We start from the raw sequence: 17,138 nt of genomic DNA, 5'->3' as shown, positions 1-17,138 counted from the left end.
CCAAGGCAGACGACATAGAGAGCAAGAGGAAGTTTCAAACCCGTGACGGCCCAGGTTCGATTTCCCAGGTTTTTTGTGACCAGCCCGGCGCCGTGTCCGTATCTTCCCGGCCGCAACGAGCGCAAGGTCTTCACCGAACTCAAGGGGCCGCATGCCGATTCGCTCAACGATGCGCTCGGCCGCATCGGCTTCCGTCGCAGCCAGACCGTCGCCTATCGCCCCTCCTGCCTCGATTGCAATGCCTGCGTCTCGGTGCGTGTGGTGGCAGACGAGTTCAAGCCTTCGGGCTCGCAGAAGCGGGCGCTCAAGGCAAATTCCGACCTGATCGCTACCGTCTGCCGTCCGTGGTCGACCAATGAGCAATTCGATCTCCTTCAGCGCTACCTCGCCGAACGCCACCCCGAGGGCGGCATGACGACGATGGATGAGACCGACTTCGCCGACATGGTCGAGCACACCCCGGTGACCAGCTACGTCATCGAATACCGCGAACCGTCGGCCGATGGCGTAACGCCGGGCCGCCTGGTCGGCGCCTGCCTGACAGACCGCCAGTGCGACGGACTTTCGATGATCTACAGCTTCTACGATCCGCATCACGAGGGTCGTCAGGGGCTGGGTAACTACATCATCCTCGATCACATTTCCCGGGCCCGGGAGATGGGGCTGGGTTACGTCTATCTGGGCTACTGGGTCGAGGGTTCGCCGCGCATGCAGTACAAGGTGCGGTACAGGCCGATGGAAAAGCTCGGTCGCGCTGGCTGGGAGCGGATCAGCGCTGGAGAGCAGGACCGCCTGATCGCCGATGCGGTCGCCAAGCCGCGCACGTCCCGCGATGCGCAGACCACCGGCGGCAAGGACGGCATTCCCGCCATTCCTCGGTCCTGACCTGCAAGGGGCGCGGCCCCTGCTCACGGAACAATATCCCGCGCGAAGCTTTTTTCGCATGCCATTGGCGGGAGAAGTGCCGTGTCGAAGATAGCAGCCATTGTCGGTCGTTTTCTGCTTGCGCTGATATTCATCTTTTCGGGCGCGGGAAAGCTCATGGACGTGGCCGGGACGGAGGCCATGATTACCGGTGTCGGGCTTGCCGGAGGTCTGGCGATTCCGGTCGGGATTTTCGAGCTCGTGGCCGGCCTTTGCCTTGCCGCCGGATTCATGGTTCGCCTCGTGGCGGTCCTGCTCGCCGTCTTCACGGTGCTGACGATCATCTTCTTCCATAATCAGCTTGGCGATCCGATGCAGCAGGTAATGGTGCTCAAGAACCTGGCGATTATCGGCGGGCTGGCACTCGCTTTCGCGCACAGCCAGATGTGGAGCCATTACTACGCGATTTCGCGCGAACGGCGCGGCGAGGTGGCTGCGCGGAGCGCGCAGGAACGCGTGCACGAAGCCGAATTACGGGCAGCCCGCGCCGAAGCGAGGGCCGAAGCGCTCGGACATGATCGGGACGATGTCAGCCACCACGAGTACCAGCGTGAGGGCGCCGTCGATACCGACGACGACGGCGTTCCCGATACGCGTCGCCGCCGGCGCTGGTTCGACTGGTAGGGGCAACTCCCCACGAGGGAACTTGACCTGCGGCGCGGGGCGCGGGACTTTCCGGGCAACGATAGCCATGGTTGGGAGAGTTCATGTCGTCCGATGCACTGGAGGCGCGCGTGGCCGCGCTGGAGGCGCGCCTCAGGGCCGCCGAGGATCACCTCGAGATCCAGAATCTGCTGATGACCTACGGCCCGCTGGTGGACAGTGCCACGGCTGAGCCCGCCGGCAAGCTCTGGATTGAGGGCGGCGGATACAATTTCACGCTACCCGACGGTGGTTCGAAGCGCCTTGCGGCGCCCGACGAAGTGGCGGGAATGTACAGCTGGCCAGGGCACATCGACCTGGTGAATACGGGGTGTGCCCACCTCACCGCGACGCCGAAGATAACCGTCGAGGGCGACGAGGCCGAGGCGGTGGGCTATTCCTTTGTGGTCCTCAAGGAAGGCGATCGCTGGTTCCTGTGGCGCGCCGCGGTGAACCACTGGACCCTGCGGCGGACCTCGGATGGCTGGCGGATCGTCGAGCGGTTCAACCGTGCGCTTGACGGATCGCCGGAGAGCCATGACGTGATGCGAAAGGTCATGGCAGCATGAAACGGTTCAAGGACAAGGTCGCCATCATCACCGGCGCGAGCACCGGGCTGGGCCCGGTCATGGCCCGTATGATGGCAGCGGAAGGCGCGAAGCTGGTGCTTGCGGCAAGGCGGCTGGAACTGGTCGAGGACGTGGCTGCCGACATCGGGGACGATGCCGTCGCGATCCGCGCCGACGTCACTGACGAAGGCGACGTCGAAACCATGGTCGATGCAGCGATGAGCCGATGGGGCCAGGTCGACGTCATGATGAACAACGCGGCCGTGCCCGGCACGGACAAGTACATCTGGGAACAGACCGTCGACAACTTCCTGGATACCTACAAGGTCGACTGCATGGCCGCGATGCTGTGCTCGCGCGAGGTGCTCAACCGCTCGATGCTGGAACGCCGCGCGGGCAGTATCGTGAACTTTTCGTCCAGCGCCGGCTGGGACGGCATGGTCCGCAAGAGCCACTACAGCGCGGCCAAGGGCGCGCTGCGCATCCTCACCAAGACGATCGCGCGCGAAGTCGGTGAATACGGCATCCGCTGCAATTGCGTGGTTCCCGGCGCGATCGGCACCGACCTGATGCTCAATTACATGAAGCGCGTAGCCGACGAGCAGGGCAGGACGGTGGAGGAAATCGAGGCGGGCATCGTTGCGCCGCTGCCGCTCAAGACCTTTTCCACTCCGGAGGATGTCGCGCGCATGGCACTGTTTCTCGCCTCGGACGAGGCGCGCACGATTACCGGCCAGTCGATCAACGTCGATGCCGGGCTGGTGATGTCGTGACCCTCGAGGACCTGCTCGCGAGAGAGGCGATCCGCGATGTCATGGCCAAGTACACCACGTCCGGCGATCGACTGCGGATCGACGATTTCGTCTCGTGTTTCACGGCCGATGCCGTGATGGAAAGCGAGCATGTCCCCGAGGAGCGCACGTTCCGTTACGAGGGGCGCGAGGCGATCCGGGCATGGCAGGCGCGCTGGCTGGAGGGAAAGGGCGATACCCACGGGGCCACCTTCGTGCGGCATCACCTTTCCACCTCGAAGATCGACCTTACGGGAAAGGATAGTGCCAGGGCGCGGACATATTGGGTGGCATGGACCGATATCGGCCCCGATCACGCCGGCTACTATCTCGACACTTTTCGCAAGGTCGACGGAGAATGGCTGATCGCCCACCGCCGGGTCCGCCTGGATTGGGAAGCCGACACAAGTCTGTTTCGCACGGCAGTCGCCAACTCGAACGGGTGATGGTGCCGGTTCGCCCGGCCTGCCGAATCTGAATCGCGGCTGACATTCGATCGGTGGATGAGCCGGGCATGTAGGCCATGCGTGGCGAGGTGCATTTCGGCAGGGTGCGGGCGGGAACGGTTGCATACCGGCCCGGCAGCCCGCATGGCGCGGCGGGCCTGCTCAAACTACAGCCCGGCGAGTACGCCCAGAGTGTCGTTGTCCAGCATCGCGCTCGAAAAGCGCGCGGTATAGGCGGTGTTGATCGCCTCGGGCTGGAAGTCCGAGGCATTCACCAGGAAGATCGCATAGCCGAACGCCAGAAAGGCCGCGTACTGGCGCATCAGGTCTTCGAGCGGAGGCAGGGCGTGCCCTTCCGTTTCCAGCGCGTTGCGATAATGCGCGACGAGATCGCGTTCGTGGACGCGCCGGTCGGCCATGTCGAGTGCACCCGTCACGTGATAGGCGACTTCGGCCATGACCGGTCCCACATGCGGCTGGCTGTCGAAGAAACCGGGTTCGCCGTCGATGTCGATATAGAGGTTGCCCAGGTGCGTGTCGCCGTGGAGCAGCGCGCGCGGAATGGTCTTGCTGAAGCGGGACAGGCGTCCCAGCGTGTCGAGGAACCAGTCCAGGCTGTGAAAGCGCGTCGAGGCTGCCGCGCCGCGCGCGCTGTTCACGAAGCCTTGCCATACGTCCGGGGTCAGGATCGTCTCGCCGTAATGGTAGAAGCCGTCGACATAGTCGTCCGCCCAGGCGAACCGTCCAGCCGGGGCGAAGTCCTCTGATCTGCCGAGTGTGACGGCATGATGCCGTGCCAGCACTTCGAGGCGCTTCGCGACGTCCTCGGGCGAGCGCGGTTCCTGCGGATGAAGGAAAGTGACGCCGCGTGCGACGAGGTCTTCCATGATCACGATGCCCTGCCGTGCGTCCGCGTCGAACCCGGCGAACCAGGTGCGCGGCTGCCGCAGCGGAGACACCGGGGCGACGTCCCTGTAGGCGCGCACTTCGTTTGCGTGCATGTAGTCCATCATTCGGCTGTGCGGCTCGAACCCACCCTTGAGCATAAGTGTTTCAGGGATGTCCGGATCGTCGGTCTCCAGGGCAATGCGGATCTTGGTGCAGGTGCCATTGTTCACGTCGGCTATGTGCGCCGAGGAGACATGGCAGCCCAGTGCAGCGGAAAGCCACGCCGGAGTGATATCGCCGATCTCCACCGGTAGTGGTTGCACATTGCTCATGGCCTGCTTCTCCCCAGCACGTTAGCCTTGTCCCGCGTTGCGAACGGGAGAGGACCATGGGCGAATTCGACATTGGAACGCAATCGCTGAAACTGGAACGGGAAGGACCGGTCCTGTGGTGCCGGATCGACCGCCCGCACGCGCGCAACGCGCTCACGCCGGCCATGTATTTCGGGCTGAAACGCGCGGTGCGGCTCGTCAATGCCTTCGACGAGCCGTGCGCGCTGATCATCACCGGTACCGGCGATACCTTCTCCGCCGGGGGCGATCTGGGTGGCCGTTACGAGGAGGGCGAAGAGCACGTTCCCGAAGGGCTCACCCACGAGAGCCTGCCGTTTCTCACCATTCGCGAGTCGCGCCAGCCGGTGATTGCGGCGGTGAACGGCATCTGTCAGGGGGGCGGCCTGCTGATTGCAATGATGGCCGACATCGCCGTCGTTTCGCAGCGTGCCTCCTTCCGCGTGCCCGAACTGCTGCGCGGGATCATCGATGCCAGCTATGCCGCGATGCTGCCTGCACACATCGGCATGGCCCGCGCCCGGGACGTCATCCTCTCCGCGCGTCCGATCGAGGCCGCTGAAGCGCACGAAATGGGCCTGTTCTCGCGTCTCGTCGCGCACGAGGAACTCGAAGCGGCCGCCCTGCGCGCTGCCAGCGAGATCCTGCGCACCGCTCCTGAAGCCCGCGCGCACACCAAGCGCATGCTCAACCAGCAATATCCGGCCATCGATTACGAGACCATGTTCACCAGCCTGGCTTATGGCGGTGAACCGCGCGAAGGCATGCGTGCCTTCATGGAAAAGCGGGCCCCCGACTGGATTCCGGACGACTTGCCGGCCTGAGGGGGCGCGGCGGCACGGGAAAGTCAGAGCATCGTCGCGCCGCCTTCGACGCCGATCGTCTGCCCGGTCACGAACCCCGCCTCGTCGCTGGCGAGGAACACCGCCGTGGGGGCAATGTCGTCCGGCGCACCGAAGCGGCCCATGGCCACCTTGGAAAGTTCCAGGTCGTAGGTCTTGCTCTCCTCCAGATACCAGATCGCCTTTGGCGAAAGGGCGGAAGGCAGGATCGTATTGACCCGGATGTTCTTCGTTCCCCATTCGCGCGCTGCCGTTTTGGTGAGCGCGCGGATCGCCTCCTTGCTGGCAGCGTAGGCCAGAAACCCGGGCTCGCAGCGGACGCCGTAGCTCGATCCCATGTTGATGATCGAGCCGCCGCCCTGCGCGACCATGTGCGGATAGCAGGCCTGCATCAGTTGCAGCGACCCGTAGAAGGCGGACTGGAAATCGACCTTGCAGTGCTCTTCCATCTGCGGATCATCAAGTGGCAGGTAATCGGTGAAGGTGTGCGCATTGTTCACCAGCGCGTCGATGCGGCCCCATTCGGACAGGGCCCGCTTGACGGTACGCTCGCTGTCGGCCTTCTCCCCGGCGATCGCCTGCAGCGGGATCGCGGTGCCGCCGTCGGAGCCGATCCTTTCGGCGACGGCCTCCAGCTTGGACAGCGTGCGGCCGGTCAGGATCACCTTCGCTCTTTCGCGCGCATAGGCGACTGCAATGGCTTCACCGATCCCCTGGCCGGCGCCGGTCACGATCGCCACTTTGCCGGCTAACCGGCCCGCGCGTGCCTCCATTCCGTCTCTCCCCAAGCTGTTCGTCACATTGTTAGCTTTTGCCGGATAGGCGGTCAATCGGAGGCGATATCGAGCAGCGGACCGGCCCGTTACCCCGCTTTACGCCCTTGAAACGGGATACTAGGCAGGGCGCAGGCGCAAGGCGGGCAGGACGATCAGGTGTATGGGTAGCGCAATCCCAGACAAGCCGGGGCGGCGGATGGGGCCCGAGGGCTCCGAAAACTGGCATGCCATGCTCGACGGCGCCGAAGCGATCCCGCGCGAGCAGGGCCATGCCGAGTTGACCTCCCGCAGCATCGCCGAGCGCATCGGCGTGAAGCAGCGCCTGGTCTATTACTATTTCTGGACGATGGACGACCTTGTGATTGCCCTGTTCAGGCGCATGTCCGGACGGGAACTGGCGCGGCTGCAGGACGCGGCCGGCGGGCCCCGCCCGCTCGGGCGATCTGGGACATCTGCCTCAATTCCACCGATACGCGCCTGATCTCCGAGTTCATGGCGCTCGCCAACCGGATCGACGGCCTCGGACGCGAGGTCGTCCATTTCATCGAGGAATCGCGCGCTCTCGAAATTCGGGTGCTCGAAGATGCGCTCGGCCGCGCACCGCGCACGGACACGATGGGCATGGACGCGTCGGGGCTGGCCGTCACCATTGCGAGTCTGGCGCTGCTGTTGTCCCGTGAGAAACCCCTGGGCGTGTCAACCGGCCACAAGGCCGTCGCGGCATCGCTGTTCGCCCTGCTGGAAAAGCTCGAACCCGGCGCCTAGCGGTTTCCGACCCTTCGCGGCTGGAATTTGCAGCCGCCCATTGACGAATCCCGCGAAACCCAGCATGAGCGCGCTCTCCGGCATGCCGGGCGGTTAGCTCAGTTGGTAGAGCATCTCGTTTACACCGAGAGGGTCGGCGGTTCGAGCCCGTCACCGCCCACCATTTCCGAGCACCAGAAAACTAGCGTTTCGATCGGTCACGCTTGACGATGATCTTGTTGTTGTCGTCCGTGATGGTCAGCAAATGGTCAGCGCGCCATTTGTCTGCTTCGCGCTCCACAAGGGTCCACAGCTTGGTCAGGGCTCGACAAGTCGCCCTCATTTTCAGGGGATCGGGGTGCGCGTAGATCTCACTCGTCCTTTCCAGCCTGTCACGAAGGTCCTTGTGACCTAGCAGGGCACTTATTTGCTCTCCGGGAACCTCGCTGTTGCGCAGGTGAGTCGCCACCGTGTGTCTGATCGTCTTGGGTATGACGGCGATTGGAATGTCCAGCTTGGATCGCATTGTGCGCCACCAAGTCTTGCGAGACCTTACCTCAGCATCCGAGGGCCAGTCCTCTAGTACTGACTTGAGGGGGGCTATCACCGGCACGACAGGGTTTCGTTTGTTGGTGCGCGGCCAGCCTACTGGATGCAAATCGATAACAGCGCCGTGCCATTGGCTCGAAGGGCGAAAGGCGAGCGCCGCGTCCGGGCGAACACCAGTACCGATCATGAGCCACAGCCAGCATTGGACCGCCGGTTCCTGATCGGCGAACGCGACTATCGCACCGAGCTGTTTCGGTGTGAGCGTAAGTGATCGCGGCGCGGAACGCAGCAGCTTGTCGACTGAAGGAATCTTCGGTGCAGCACGAATTCGTCCGGCAGCCTCGGCATGGTTGAGGGCCGAACGCAAGTCTTCAATGTTTCGCTGTACAGCTTCGCCTGAGACGCCTTTGCTGCGGTGACAGTATAATTTGCCGTTCCAGGTCACTTTCCACTCGTGCGGGCCCATGCGCCATCGTCGGAAACGTGCCGTGGTGACCTTGTTGATGTCAATGACATGCGCGCCAGTGCCCAGATCGTCCTGCATGAGCCAACCTATCCACGCACGATAAGAGGATTTCACAGTATCGATGCGGTGGATGTCTGGTCCTTGCTCGCGCAGGTAATGAAATAGATGAGGGAGGAGTTCGGCCTCTTCGGTCGATTGCGGCGTATTCGATCGCGAGGCGGCCTCAAAGGCTCGCAGAACTGCCCCCGCCTTTGTTACATCCCGGCACTTAGTTGATCGATACACAACGGTCCGGTCGCGCGCCGTTGCGATCTGCCATATTTCCGGTGACTTTCCATCTCGTCGTTTGTCGAGCCAGAAGTCTCCGACAATAAGGGGGCTGTTTTCGCGGGACATAGTTCATCTGCTTCATGTTGCGCGATGAGATTGAGAAGGCCGTAGCCAGCCAGTTCCCGAAGCTGTTCGCGCGTGAAAGTGGTGCCGGTGCGCTTGTGCAGCGCTCCGCGGATCTTCTTTGCGAGTGTGTGAGCTGCCATTTGCTAGCTGTCTCCCAGTGACAAATTTGATTGTAGTCGCTTGGGTCTTGCGATTGCGCCGCTCACCGGTTGGGGTCGACTGGCAGGATGAAGTTTGGCATATGTTGAGTGGTTATTACGCATGCGTGCGTATATACACGCATTTTTGATCTTTTGCAAGGTGGCCGCATGGAGCCCAAACCAGTCGGAAGCGATCCTTTTCCCTACGTGGAGAGCCGGGGGGCATTGATGTTGTCAGAAGCCATCCGAAAGATGGGTGAGAAGAATGGCAAGTCGCTCCGATCGCTGGCCAGAGATCTTGGTTACAAGCAGTCTACGGTCCTTAGTCATATGGCAAAGGGGCGTGTTCCAATTCCACTCGATCGAGCAGTTGAGATTGCACATGCAACGGCATTAGACCCAGGAGAGTTTTTAGCCGCTGCAGTTCAACAACGCACTGATAGTGCCGCTATTTATCTTTCTCCACGCCGTGCAGATAGTGGCTTGGGAGGAGAGGGGTGCAACCTGAGCACGGGGCTTGAGCAAGCCCTAGGCATTCCCATAGACGAACTGAATGACGAGCAGCAACTCGTGTTAAGAGAGGTCGTTCTTGACCCAAAGCCGGCAAGGCGGTGGTTGAGCCCGGACGAGTTGCCAATCATGCTTGCAATAAGGAGTGGCTGGGCTTCTGGGGGACGCAAGGCGTTGTCCAGAGACGCTCTTCAGCGGCTGCGTGAATGGGCAACTGAGAGCTAGGCGACCCATATCGATTTAGCATGAGTGCGTACTCATCAACACGCACTCGTTTGGAGGGGCTGTCGTGTCAGATGTGGGCGGCGCTTCAGTCTTAAGCCGGCTGAATACGGTGGTGTCGATGGTATGCAACATCATGCGACACCCCGCCGAGATCGTTCGATATGTCGCCGGCGACGAAGGCAGGGTCGTTGACGCGATCCGCAGGGCTACCCAGAAGGGTTCGATGACACCCATCTCGCCCAAATCATCGCGTGCACCGAGAGGTGGTGAGGTCGCCACTGACTGGCGACATCGCCGGTCGCGTCAGGGACCAGAGCGAGCCCTGTTCCAGTTAACCGATCATGGCCGCCAGATCATTCGACCAAGGCGTCTACCAGGGTCAACGCCGTGACCTTCGAGAAATTTCGATACACCCCTCGGGTACGCACGCGAGCGCATTATGCACGTACGCGTACGTACGTGCGCAGACATAAGAAAACAAATAATATAATTAGATTCTTAGACTCAGAATCAGATTCAAGATTCAGATTCATAGACTCCTTCACTTCGTTCAGGAGTCAGCGCGACGCGATTTTTTGTCAAAAGTTGCAAAAACTGCAATTGTGTAAACACACCCTCGGCGTGCCCTTCTCCTTCTCCGGGCTGCGGAGGGTGGCACCAAGCCTATGGGCTGCGGCGATCGTGCAAGCCACGAGAGCGACGAATGCTAAGGCCGATACAGCCGGCGGGTCACCCAATCCCACAACCCATCGCGGAGATGGGCTGGCCTTAGGCTGGCGGAGTTAGCAGACAAGACTTCGAACTGGCTCCACGACAGATGTCGCAGAAATCGCCTCAGAAACTCTCTAAGAGCTATTTTGCTATAAATGACCACGACATCATCTACACCCTCGATCGGTCCTGTAAGAGCTCGTGAGAGCAAAATAGAGCATATCCGCATCGATGGGCCGCGTTTGATCCGACCTGCTGATGTAGAAACTCGGGTTTGGCAGGGGAAAGGCAAATCGCATTCAGCGCTCCGCCACACCACCGGTCGGCACACCCATCGCGCTACTCGCCGGCGCCACGAAAGTGCGCGAACGCCGCTTTTGGGGTCTGGACGATCTTCTGCGGAAGCACGTCGGGTTCGGGTAAGCTGTCGCGCTCTGAAGCTCCAGCGTTTCTTGAGAGCGCATCCTGGACACTTCGATAAAGCGCAGCTCGAAATGCGTCGTCCTGAGAATGGAGCTTGTACAGCTCCAGTTCTTCCTTGCGCCGACGGAGCATGACGTCCTTCATGATTTTCTCAAACGCCAGATCTCGGGCGTATGGGTCAGGGTTGCCGCTGAATTTTTCGTCGAAGTCCGGGTGCTGTTTCACGCTTTCGACGATGTTCAAAAACTTGACGCGCTGCTCCTCGGGGGTCGCGCTCCAGCCCTGAAACCAGCGTTCGTTGAAGCTGCGGATGATTTCCTCAAGGGGGTCTTCCTGTGGTGTGTCACCGCGATAGCCGCGCGGGTTGGGGTTCTGTGGCGCCAGTTCGGTCTTAGCTGTGTCCAGTTCGATCGAGCTGTTCAGTTTGGTGCGCTCGAGGCCGTAGGAGGCAAGGTCCACCGCCTCGAGCAGCTCGTCGAGCTCATCCTGGTTCGGGTCCTTGATCTTCAGCTTCGGGATCAGGAATTTGAGGAACCAGAACAGCTTTTCCCACTCAATGACCTCGAAGGGCAAGATGGCCGCCACCGGCGGCACGACACAGTCGATATCGGCCTTGGTGTCCAGTCGGAACTGTTGCACTTCCTGAGCGAGAACATTCGCCTCATCGGCAAGGGATCGGGCTGCTGCGGTGGCATAAAGCGGAAGTAGCTCCGTCACCAATTCGGATGCCGTGGCGATAACTTCCTCGTCCAAGAGCTTGGCCGCTTTACGGACTCGGGCCATGGCCTCATCGCCGGGTCCGGTAGGTCTGGGAAGCGAACGGGAGTCCGTTTCGCGCGGCGATCGCCTACTCGGACGGGTGATCGCGCCAGAGCGCCCGAAGTGCGAGTCGCGAAAAGATCTTCGCTGCGGTGCGGGGTAGGGAACGGCTGCGACAAAAATTCCCCACAGCGATACTTTCGTCCATTTGCCGAATTTCTGGAAGCGAATGATAATACAAGGAAAACTGCGGCATTCCAGCGCTTGACCGAAGCGGTACTGGCATTGTTCTCCAAAGCGTAAGTCACGGTGAACGTCTAGGCTTCGCTTGCAATGCAGCACGTATGCGTAATATCTAGCGCACCGTTGAGAACGGCGTTTCCAGATTATCGCGATCGGAAGCCGTCAAGTTTCAGGGAGAGAGATCATGCGTTCTTCACGACACCGTTTGCTGCTGTGCGCGGCGAGTTCGCTGGCATTGGCGACGCCTGCTTTCGCGCAGAACGATGCCCAGCAGACGGCTGAAACCACCATCGGCAGTAATGACATTGTCGTGACCGCTCGCCGCAGCGAAGAGCGCCTGCAGGACGTTCCGATCTCGATCACTGTTTACGACCAGGACCAGCTTTCGGACAAAAACGTCGTCAACGCCAATGACCTCGCGACGTACACGCCGTCGCTCTCCTCAAACACCAACTTCGGTACGGAAAACACGACCTTTGCCATCCGCGGCTTTGCGCAGGATATTGGTACATTGCCTTCGGTCGGTACCTACTTCGCCGAAGTCGTGACGCCGCGCGGCGCGTCGAACGGTTTGCCCACTGGCGACGGCGTGCTGCCGGGCAACTTCTTTGACCTGCAGAATGTTCAGATCCTCAAGGGTCCTCAAGGAACGCTGTTCGGCCGCAACACCACCGGCGGTGCAGTGCTGCTCGTACCGCAGAAGCCCACCGATCTGCTCGAGGGTTATGTCGAAGGATCGATCGGCAACTATGACATGCGGCGCGTGCAGGGGGCGATCAACATTCCGCTGGCGGACACCTTCAAGGTGCGCTTGGCCGGGGACCGCATGGTCCGCGACGGCTATCTCAAGAACCAGTCCGGGATCGGTCCAAAGGATTTCAACGACGTCGACTACACGGCGCTGCGCCTCAGTGTCGTGGCCAACCTGACACCGGATCTCGAGAACTATCTGGTCGCCTCCTACATCCATTCGGACACGAATGGCCCCCTGACCAAGCTGGTGGCCGTCGATCCGACCGAGGGCCTGGGTGGCATTTTCTACAATTCGCTTCAGCGCCAAGGGGGCGGCTTCTATAACGTAATGAACCCGCTGGATAATTCCTATTCGAAGATCGATCAGTGGCAGGTCATCAACACTACCACATGGATTGCATCTGACAGCCTGACGATCAAGAATATCGCCAGCTACGCCGAGTACAAGCAGACCATCAACGCGGGTCAGTTCGGTGTCGACGCGATCGTCGATTTCGACGCCCTGACTGGCGGCGCGCTGCCCTTGGGCAGCTATCACGTGCCCTTTACCCAGATTTCGCCTCCGCCGGGCCTCAAGACCGCGGACCAGTACACTTTTACCGAGGAGTTGCAGTTCCAGGGCAAGGCCATGGACAACCGCCTCGACTGGCAGGCCGGCGGTTACGTCGAGATCAGCCGCCCGCTCGGATATGCGGGCAGCCAGTCGCCGTTCCTGGCATCGTGCACGGACGGCGGCGCCAACTTCCAGTGCACCGACCCGATCGGGTTTCTGACCTATCTGGGCGCCGTGCAGCAAGTCGCCGAAGCCGGCGGCGACCCCTCGACGGTTCCGCCGATCCACGTGGGGTCAGTGAACTACACTGTCGGCAAGACCTATTTCCAGGATTTCGGCCTCTACGCACAGGCAACCTACTCTCTGACCGATCAGCTCAAGATTACCGGCGGTCTGCGCTATACTTGGGACAAGCAGCGCAACGAGAGTCTGCGTCAGACCTACACGCTGATGTATCCGCCCGCATACGGCCCGTTCCCGAGCTTGCCGGGCGCGCCCAATCCTCGCTGCACCGATCCGACGTCAGACGCCAACGGCTGTGTTGTCACGCTGAAGCAGAAGTCGAGCAAGCCGACCTGGCTGATCGACGTCGACTACAACTTCACCCCCAACATGATGGCCTATGCCAAATACGCACGCGGCTATCGTGCGGCGACGATCGCGCCCAACGTTGCAGCGCCGCTGAATCTCGTCGGGCCCGAAAAGGTCGATAGCTACGAGATCGGCTTCAAGAGTAGCTTCCATGGCGCCGTGCGCGGCACTTTCAACCTGGCAGCTTTCTATAACGATTTCTCCAACCAGCAACTTCAGGTGGGTTTCAATGCGGTTCCCGGCAGTGGGCAATCGTCCACCGCCGCGCCTGTAAATGCCGGCAAGTCGGAGATCTACGGCCTCGAAGCTGAAGCCTCGGTCAATCCGTTCGCCGGCCTGACCTTGTCGGGAAGCTACACCTATCTGCACACGCAGATCAAATCCGTCCCGGAAACCCTTCAGAACTATTCCGACCCCAACTTCACGCTGGCGGCTCCGTTTGAAGTCGGCGATCCAGAAGTGCTCTCGCCCAAGCACAAGTTCACGGTTTCGGCCAACTACCTGCTGCCGCTCGACCGCAGCATCGGCGACATCACGCTGGGCGCCAGCTACACCTACCGGTCGAAGATGCTGGTCAACTATATCGACCGCGAGAATTCCAACCCGGCGATTGCCGCTTTCAGCACCCTGCCTTCGCTCGGCTTGCTGAACCTCAATGTCGGGTGGGACTCAATCGGCGGGTCGCCGGTCGATCTCTCACTGTTCGCCACGAACGTGACCAAGGAAAAGTACTACACCTATGCGGCCGGTCTCGGCTCTCCCGAGGTCGGATTCGAAACGGCTTCGGTGGGCGAACCGCGCATGTACGGTATGCGCGTGAAGGTCCACTTCGGCAGCTGATCTGCGTTCGTCCCATCCGCAGGAATCGGGCGGGAGCGGTTCACGAAGGCCCGGCAGCCTGCGCGGCATGCCGGGCTTTTTCGCGTTTAAAGTCGGCAAGAGCGCCCAGCGTAACGTTGTCCAGCATCGCGGTCGAAAAAAGCGGTGTTGATCGCCTCGGGCTGGAAGTCCGATGCATTCACCAGGAAGATCGCATAGCCGAACGCCAGAAAGGCCGCGTACTGGCGCATCAGGTCTTCGAGCGGAGGCAGGGCGTGTCCTTCCGTTTCCAGCGCCTTGCGATAATGCGCGACGAGATCGCGTTCGTGGACGCGCCGATCGGCTATGTCGAGCGCACCCGTCACGTGATAGGCGACTTCTAGCATGACTGGCCCGACACGCGCCTGATCTCCGAGTTCGTGGTAAAAGGTTTTAGCCGTTATGCACAAATCGCCTTAGAAGCTCCCTCAAAAAGAATTCGTCAATCTGGTGATTGGTGTGCTGCGATCGCGTTTTGTTCTTTAGGGGGGCTCTGAGCGCAATCTAGGCCATGTTTGGTCAAGCTGGCTAAAGCGCTATTACCCAACAGCCACCGACCATAACTCAGCCGCCAAACTGTCCAGGAAGGCGGGACCACCTCAGCATTTTCGTTGGGTGCGGTTTAGCGTCTTTAGATCTTTTCGGCATTGATGGCCGGAGAGCTATTGGTGTGCCACTTTTCAGAACCCTCCGGCCAGTTCCGCTAACCGCAAGCCTTATGCGCTGGCAGGCTCCGGGGTTGACCACGTAGCAGCCTAAAGCGCACTGGCAAGCGGAACAGAGTCGCGCTATTTTTTGGAGGCGCTTGTGGAAGTCTCTGAGAGTGCCGCGCTTACATCCCTCAGATACCGTTCGGCGCAAGTCAGAGCGTAAAAGTCTGGATTGAGAAAATCTAAATTTCTGGAATTAATGTAAGACCTTATGAGATTAGAAATTTCATGGCATATGTATACATATTCTGCGTGAGGTGTCTCCTCGAAATCGTTGTATTCGCTGCAGCTGAAATCTTCTATTATGTCTTTTCCGTCATGCGAAAGAATTTCAGAAGCTCTTTCTAGTGATTTTTTGACCAAATGGTCCATGGTTTCTCCTTAATGTGCCTATGATGTTTGGGCATGGAGAAAGCCTATCTGCACATAATCTTCCGAGAGTCTCGTGGCTTATTTCGTTGCAAAGTTTGTCCACACCTCCTCGGCGTTTAAAATGATCTCTTAGGATATTGATGATTGAACCAACGTCTGGGCAGGTAGAGCGTCGACGCGCACGTTGGCGCAAGTCCAAGAGGAAGAGTCGAAGGAGAACCGCACGTCCAGCGCCAGCGGTGCTTTCTCTTGACCTTGTGGATCGCGTAATGGCTGAGCGGGATCGCCGTATCTCACTTGCCGTCGAGGTGACTGGGCTTTGGCGTCGGGCAGAATATTTCAAGAAAGGAAGCGAGGAAAAGGCTATTGCGTTCGTTGCAGATGTATGGGCTGCGCAGACGTTACTGCGGCAACAGTTAGGGGGCACCGGCGCCAGCCCGACACGGATTGCAAAGTGGCTCGCAGCAAACGGCAGAGATCATGGCTACACGCTTGGTTCGCTGCGTACAAAGATTTACCAAGCAAGGAGACGAATTGTGCTTCTTGAGACTACTGAAGTGCCGTGGAAGCCAGGGGTTATGTACTGGCCACCATTTGATTTTTAAGATTAGCTTCATTGTTTAGGTAATAAATCGAGATAGGATTTATAAACATAGCCGATATGCTGGGAATATTGCATTCGGCTATGGACGGGTATTTTTATGCGGTGATGATTACTCTGACGCGTATATAGTGCACGCGTGGTTTCATTGCCCAACCGCCACCAACCAGAAGCCACCCGCATCCAATACGACGATCGCGCATGGTGACCTCATCGACAACGAACGATGAGGAAAGAATGAAACTTGCAGCATTCGAACTGACCACGCAGCCCGGCGAGGCCCCGGTCACCGTCTTCGCGAAAAGCGAAGAGCAAGCCGAGGTCATCTACAGGGAGTGGAGGCGACACCACCGTCGGCACGACACAGCCGACACCGTGCTGACCTATGCCTATCGAGGACAGCTGCTCGCTGCCAGACCGCTTCTCGCGGCCTGCGCGGCGCGCGGCGAGCCAGGGATAGCGTACTGGGATGAGCTCTATCGCGAATGGAGTGTCGAGCAGCCAGCGAGCCCCGTCACCGGCGATCTCACCCCGCTTGCTGGCACCAACGAATACTATCGTGTCGACACCGACAAGGGCGACGTCGTGCTGGTGTTCGCTGCATCACCGGAAGAGGCCACGACCTCAACGCTCGTGTACTTCATGAACGAATACGGAGAAGCCCCGACCTACTGGCAGATGCGGAGACAATCTCGGTGGTCGCTGGTACTGGCTATGGCCGTTCTGCGCGACCAGATGGAAGCTGGCGTGCGTGGCGTGGCCACGTGGTCACAAGATGACGGGTGGAGCATCACGGAGCCCGCATATGGCATGGATGTGAGTGAACTGGGCATCTAGCCGCTTTTCGAGAGCCGATGGCATTGTGTGTTGCGCCATCGGTGGCGTGTTGTGGAGGCGCCGCTATGCAGCCAGGCAGTGTACCGCCGCGCTTGGGGATGGCGAATTAGAGCGCGCCTCCAATACGATGGAAGTCCTAGGGCGAGGCCGCACCGAAGACCCCGGTTCTTCCTATCTGAGGGCCTTCGGCAATTTACAGCCTTGCATATTAGCTGGCGGGTATGGCGAAACTCCGACCTACTCGCAGATGCGAAAACAGGCGCGGCGGACGCTAATGCTCGCGATGGCTGTTCTACGCCACCAGATGGAAGCCGGCATGCGCGGCATCGAGTGATGTGCCATCGGTTGATTGAGCTTAGCGCGTGCCGCTTCGGTCAAGCCCATGGTTCTTGAACGGAAAGCGAGTGGAACTGTCGGAGGATCGACGTCCTAGGTCGTGAACTCATAAATTCGAAGTGGCTGCGCAAGG

At 60.1% G+C, this 17,138-nt stretch carries 17 protein-coding genes and 1 tRNA gene; 13 read left to right on the top strand and 5 right to left on the bottom strand.

Annotation, left to right across the window (positions count from 1 at the left end):
- Positions 1-42 precede the first annotated feature (42 nt).
- From LK12_RS19425 to LK12_RS19405, 5 genes are all read left to right on the top strand, one after another.
- The gene (locus LK12_RS19425; protein WP_039287967.1) at positions 43-885 is read left to right on the top strand and encodes an arginyltransferase; all 843 of its coding nucleotides are present in this window, start codon (positions 43-45) and stop codon (positions 883-885) included.
- Between the two features lie 81 nt (positions 886-966).
- Positions 967-1,548, top strand: coding sequence for a DoxX family protein (locus tag LK12_RS19420; protein ID WP_039287964.1), 582 nt, complete (start codon positions 967-969; stop codon positions 1,546-1,548).
- Between the two features lie 83 nt (positions 1,549-1,631).
- Positions 1,632-2,135 (top strand): nuclear transport factor 2 family protein, encoded by a 504-nt coding sequence (locus tag LK12_RS19415; RefSeq protein WP_039287961.1) that lies wholly within the window; start codon positions 1,632-1,634, stop codon positions 2,133-2,135.
- Positions 2,132-2,908, top strand: a complete 777-nt coding sequence (locus LK12_RS19410) for an SDR family NAD(P)-dependent oxidoreductase (RefSeq protein WP_039287958.1) — start codon at positions 2,132-2,134, stop codon at positions 2,906-2,908. The genes LK12_RS19415 and LK12_RS19410 overlap by 4 nt, the downstream gene beginning before the upstream one ends.
- Positions 2,905-3,372 carry a nuclear transport factor 2 family protein gene (locus tag LK12_RS19405; protein WP_039287957.1) on the top strand — a complete coding sequence of 156 codons (468 nt, stop codon included), beginning with the start codon at positions 2,905-2,907 and terminating at the stop codon, positions 3,370-3,372. The genes LK12_RS19410 and LK12_RS19405 overlap by 4 nt, the downstream gene beginning before the upstream one ends.
- Before the next feature lie 167 nt (positions 3,373-3,539).
- Here LK12_RS19405 and LK12_RS19400 read toward each other — a convergent pair whose 3' ends face one another.
- Entirely contained in the window at positions 3,540-4,592 is a 1,053-nt protein-coding gene (locus LK12_RS19400) for a protein kinase family protein (protein WP_039287954.1), read from the bottom strand.
- A gap of 56 nt (positions 4,593-4,648) precedes the next feature.
- On the opposite strand from LK12_RS19400, the gene LK12_RS19395 reads away from it, so the two are divergent.
- Positions 4,649-5,434 (top strand): enoyl-CoA hydratase/isomerase family protein, encoded by a 786-nt coding sequence (locus tag LK12_RS19395; protein ID WP_039287951.1) that lies wholly within the window; start codon positions 4,649-4,651, stop codon positions 5,432-5,434.
- A 23-nt stretch (positions 5,435-5,457) separates the two neighbouring features.
- Here LK12_RS19395 and LK12_RS19390 read toward each other — a convergent pair whose 3' ends face one another.
- Positions 5,458-6,225 (bottom strand): SDR family NAD(P)-dependent oxidoreductase, encoded by a 768-nt coding sequence (locus LK12_RS19390; protein ID WP_039287947.1) that lies wholly within the window; start codon positions 6,223-6,225, stop codon positions 5,458-5,460.
- A 163-nt stretch (positions 6,226-6,388) separates the two neighbouring features.
- On the opposite strand from LK12_RS19390, the gene LK12_RS25220 reads away from it, so the two are divergent.
- The 3 genes from LK12_RS25220 (at position 6,389) to LK12_RS19380 (ending at position 7,156) form a co-directional block, all read left to right on the top strand.
- A complete protein-coding gene (locus LK12_RS25220; RefSeq protein WP_231568425.1) occupies positions 6,389-6,709 on the top strand; it encodes a TetR/AcrR family transcriptional regulator in 321 nt (106 codons plus the stop codon).
- Positions 6,710-6,720: 11 nt separating this feature from the next.
- Positions 6,721-6,993: a hypothetical protein gene (locus LK12_RS25215; protein ID WP_052223621.1), complete on the top strand. Its 273-nt coding sequence runs from the start codon at positions 6,721-6,723 to the stop codon at positions 6,991-6,993.
- Between the two features lie 87 nt (positions 6,994-7,080).
- Positions 7,081-7,156, top strand: a tRNA-Val gene (locus LK12_RS19380).
- 18 nt (positions 7,157-7,174) lie between these two features.
- Here LK12_RS19380 and LK12_RS19375 read toward each other — a convergent pair.
- Positions 7,175-8,383, bottom strand: coding sequence for a tyrosine-type recombinase/integrase (locus tag LK12_RS19375; protein ID WP_039287944.1), 1,209 nt, complete (start codon positions 8,381-8,383; stop codon positions 7,175-7,177).
- A gap of 308 nt (positions 8,384-8,691) precedes the next feature.
- Between LK12_RS19375 and LK12_RS24745 the strand changes: the two genes are divergently transcribed.
- On the top strand, positions 8,692-9,258 hold the full coding sequence (locus LK12_RS24745; protein WP_156135570.1) for a helix-turn-helix domain-containing protein: 567 nt from the start codon (positions 8,692-8,694) through the stop codon (positions 9,256-9,258).
- A 1,050-nt stretch (positions 9,259-10,308) separates the two neighbouring features.
- On the opposite strand, the gene LK12_RS24990 is transcribed toward LK12_RS24745, so the two are convergent.
- Positions 10,309-11,175 carry a hypothetical protein gene (locus LK12_RS24990; RefSeq protein WP_039287941.1) on the bottom strand — a complete coding sequence of 289 codons (867 nt, stop codon included), beginning with the start codon at positions 11,173-11,175 and terminating at the stop codon, positions 10,309-10,311.
- A 403-nt stretch (positions 11,176-11,578) separates the two neighbouring features.
- Between LK12_RS24990 and LK12_RS19365 the strand changes: the two genes are divergently transcribed.
- Positions 11,579-14,131 carry a TonB-dependent receptor gene (locus tag LK12_RS19365; RefSeq protein ID WP_039287938.1) on the top strand — a complete coding sequence of 851 codons (2,553 nt, stop codon included), beginning with the start codon at positions 11,579-11,581 and terminating at the stop codon, positions 14,129-14,131.
- A gap of 86 nt (positions 14,132-14,217) precedes the next feature.
- On the opposite strand, the gene LK12_RS19360 is transcribed toward LK12_RS19365, so the two are convergent.
- Positions 14,218-14,496, bottom strand: coding sequence for a hypothetical protein (locus LK12_RS19360; protein WP_039287936.1), 279 nt, complete (start codon positions 14,494-14,496; stop codon positions 14,218-14,220).
- Positions 14,497-15,500: 1,004 nt separating this feature from the next.
- On the opposite strand from LK12_RS19360, the gene LK12_RS24735 reads away from it, so the two are divergent.
- Both LK12_RS24735 and LK12_RS19355 read left to right on the top strand, forming a co-directional pair.
- Positions 15,501-15,836, top strand: coding sequence for a hypothetical protein (locus LK12_RS24735; protein WP_156135569.1), 336 nt, complete (start codon positions 15,501-15,503; stop codon positions 15,834-15,836).
- Positions 15,837-16,069: 233 nt separating this feature from the next.
- A complete protein-coding gene (locus LK12_RS19355) occupies positions 16,070-16,669 on the top strand; it encodes a hypothetical protein (protein ID WP_039287933.1) in 600 nt (199 codons plus the stop codon).
- Positions 16,670-17,138: the final 469 nt, after the last annotated feature.

This window comes from Novosphingobium malaysiense, assembly GCF_000802225.1.
In the GTDB taxonomy this organism is placed as follows: Bacteria; Pseudomonadota; Alphaproteobacteria; order Sphingomonadales; family Sphingomonadaceae; genus Novosphingobium; species Novosphingobium malaysiense.
Note: the sequence above shows the minus strand (reverse complement) of the source record. Positions and strands in the feature narration are given on the sequence as shown.

Excerpts from the sequence above, each read along its gene's own strand:
- LK12_RS19415 (WP_039287961.1), top strand. The coding sequence starts at position 1,632 with ATGTCGTCCGATGCACTGGAGGCGCGCGTGGCCGCGCTGGAGGCGCGC.
- LK12_RS19365 (WP_039287938.1), top strand. The coding sequence starts at position 11,579 with ATGCGTTCTTCACGACACCGTTTGCTGCTGTGCGCGGCGAGTTCGCTG.
- LK12_RS19395 (WP_039287951.1), top strand. The coding sequence starts at position 4,649 with ATGGGCGAATTCGACATTGGAACGCAATCGCTGAAACTGGAACGGGAA.
- LK12_RS19360 (WP_039287936.1), bottom strand. The coding sequence starts at position 14,496 with ATGCTAGAAGTCGCCTATCACGTGACGGGTGCGCTCGACATAGCCGAT.
- LK12_RS24990 (WP_039287941.1), bottom strand. The coding sequence starts at position 11,175 with ATGGCCCGAGTCCGTAAAGCGGCCAAGCTCTTGGACGAGGAAGTTATC.
- LK12_RS19400 (WP_039287954.1), bottom strand. The coding sequence starts at position 4,592 with ATGAGCAATGTGCAACCACTACCGGTGGAGATCGGCGATATCACTCCG.
- LK12_RS19390 (WP_039287947.1), bottom strand. The coding sequence starts at position 6,225 with ATGGAGGCACGCGCGGGCCGGTTAGCCGGCAAAGTGGCGATCGTGACC.
- LK12_RS24745 (WP_156135570.1), top strand. The coding sequence starts at position 8,692 with ATGGAGCCCAAACCAGTCGGAAGCGATCCTTTTCCCTACGTGGAGAGC.
- LK12_RS25215 (WP_052223621.1), top strand. The coding sequence starts at position 6,721 with ATGGCGCTCGCCAACCGGATCGACGGCCTCGGACGCGAGGTCGTCCAT.
- LK12_RS19375 (WP_039287944.1), bottom strand. The coding sequence starts at position 8,383 with ATGTCCCGCGAAAACAGCCCCCTTATTGTCGGAGACTTCTGGCTCGAC.
- LK12_RS25220 (WP_231568425.1), top strand. The coding sequence starts at position 6,389 with ATGGGTAGCGCAATCCCAGACAAGCCGGGGCGGCGGATGGGGCCCGAG.
- LK12_RS19355 (WP_039287933.1), top strand. The coding sequence starts at position 16,070 with ATGAAACTTGCAGCATTCGAACTGACCACGCAGCCCGGCGAGGCCCCG.
- LK12_RS19410 (WP_039287958.1), top strand. The coding sequence starts at position 2,132 with ATGAAACGGTTCAAGGACAAGGTCGCCATCATCACCGGCGCGAGCACC.
- LK12_RS24735 (WP_156135569.1), top strand. The coding sequence starts at position 15,501 with ATGGCTGAGCGGGATCGCCGTATCTCACTTGCCGTCGAGGTGACTGGG.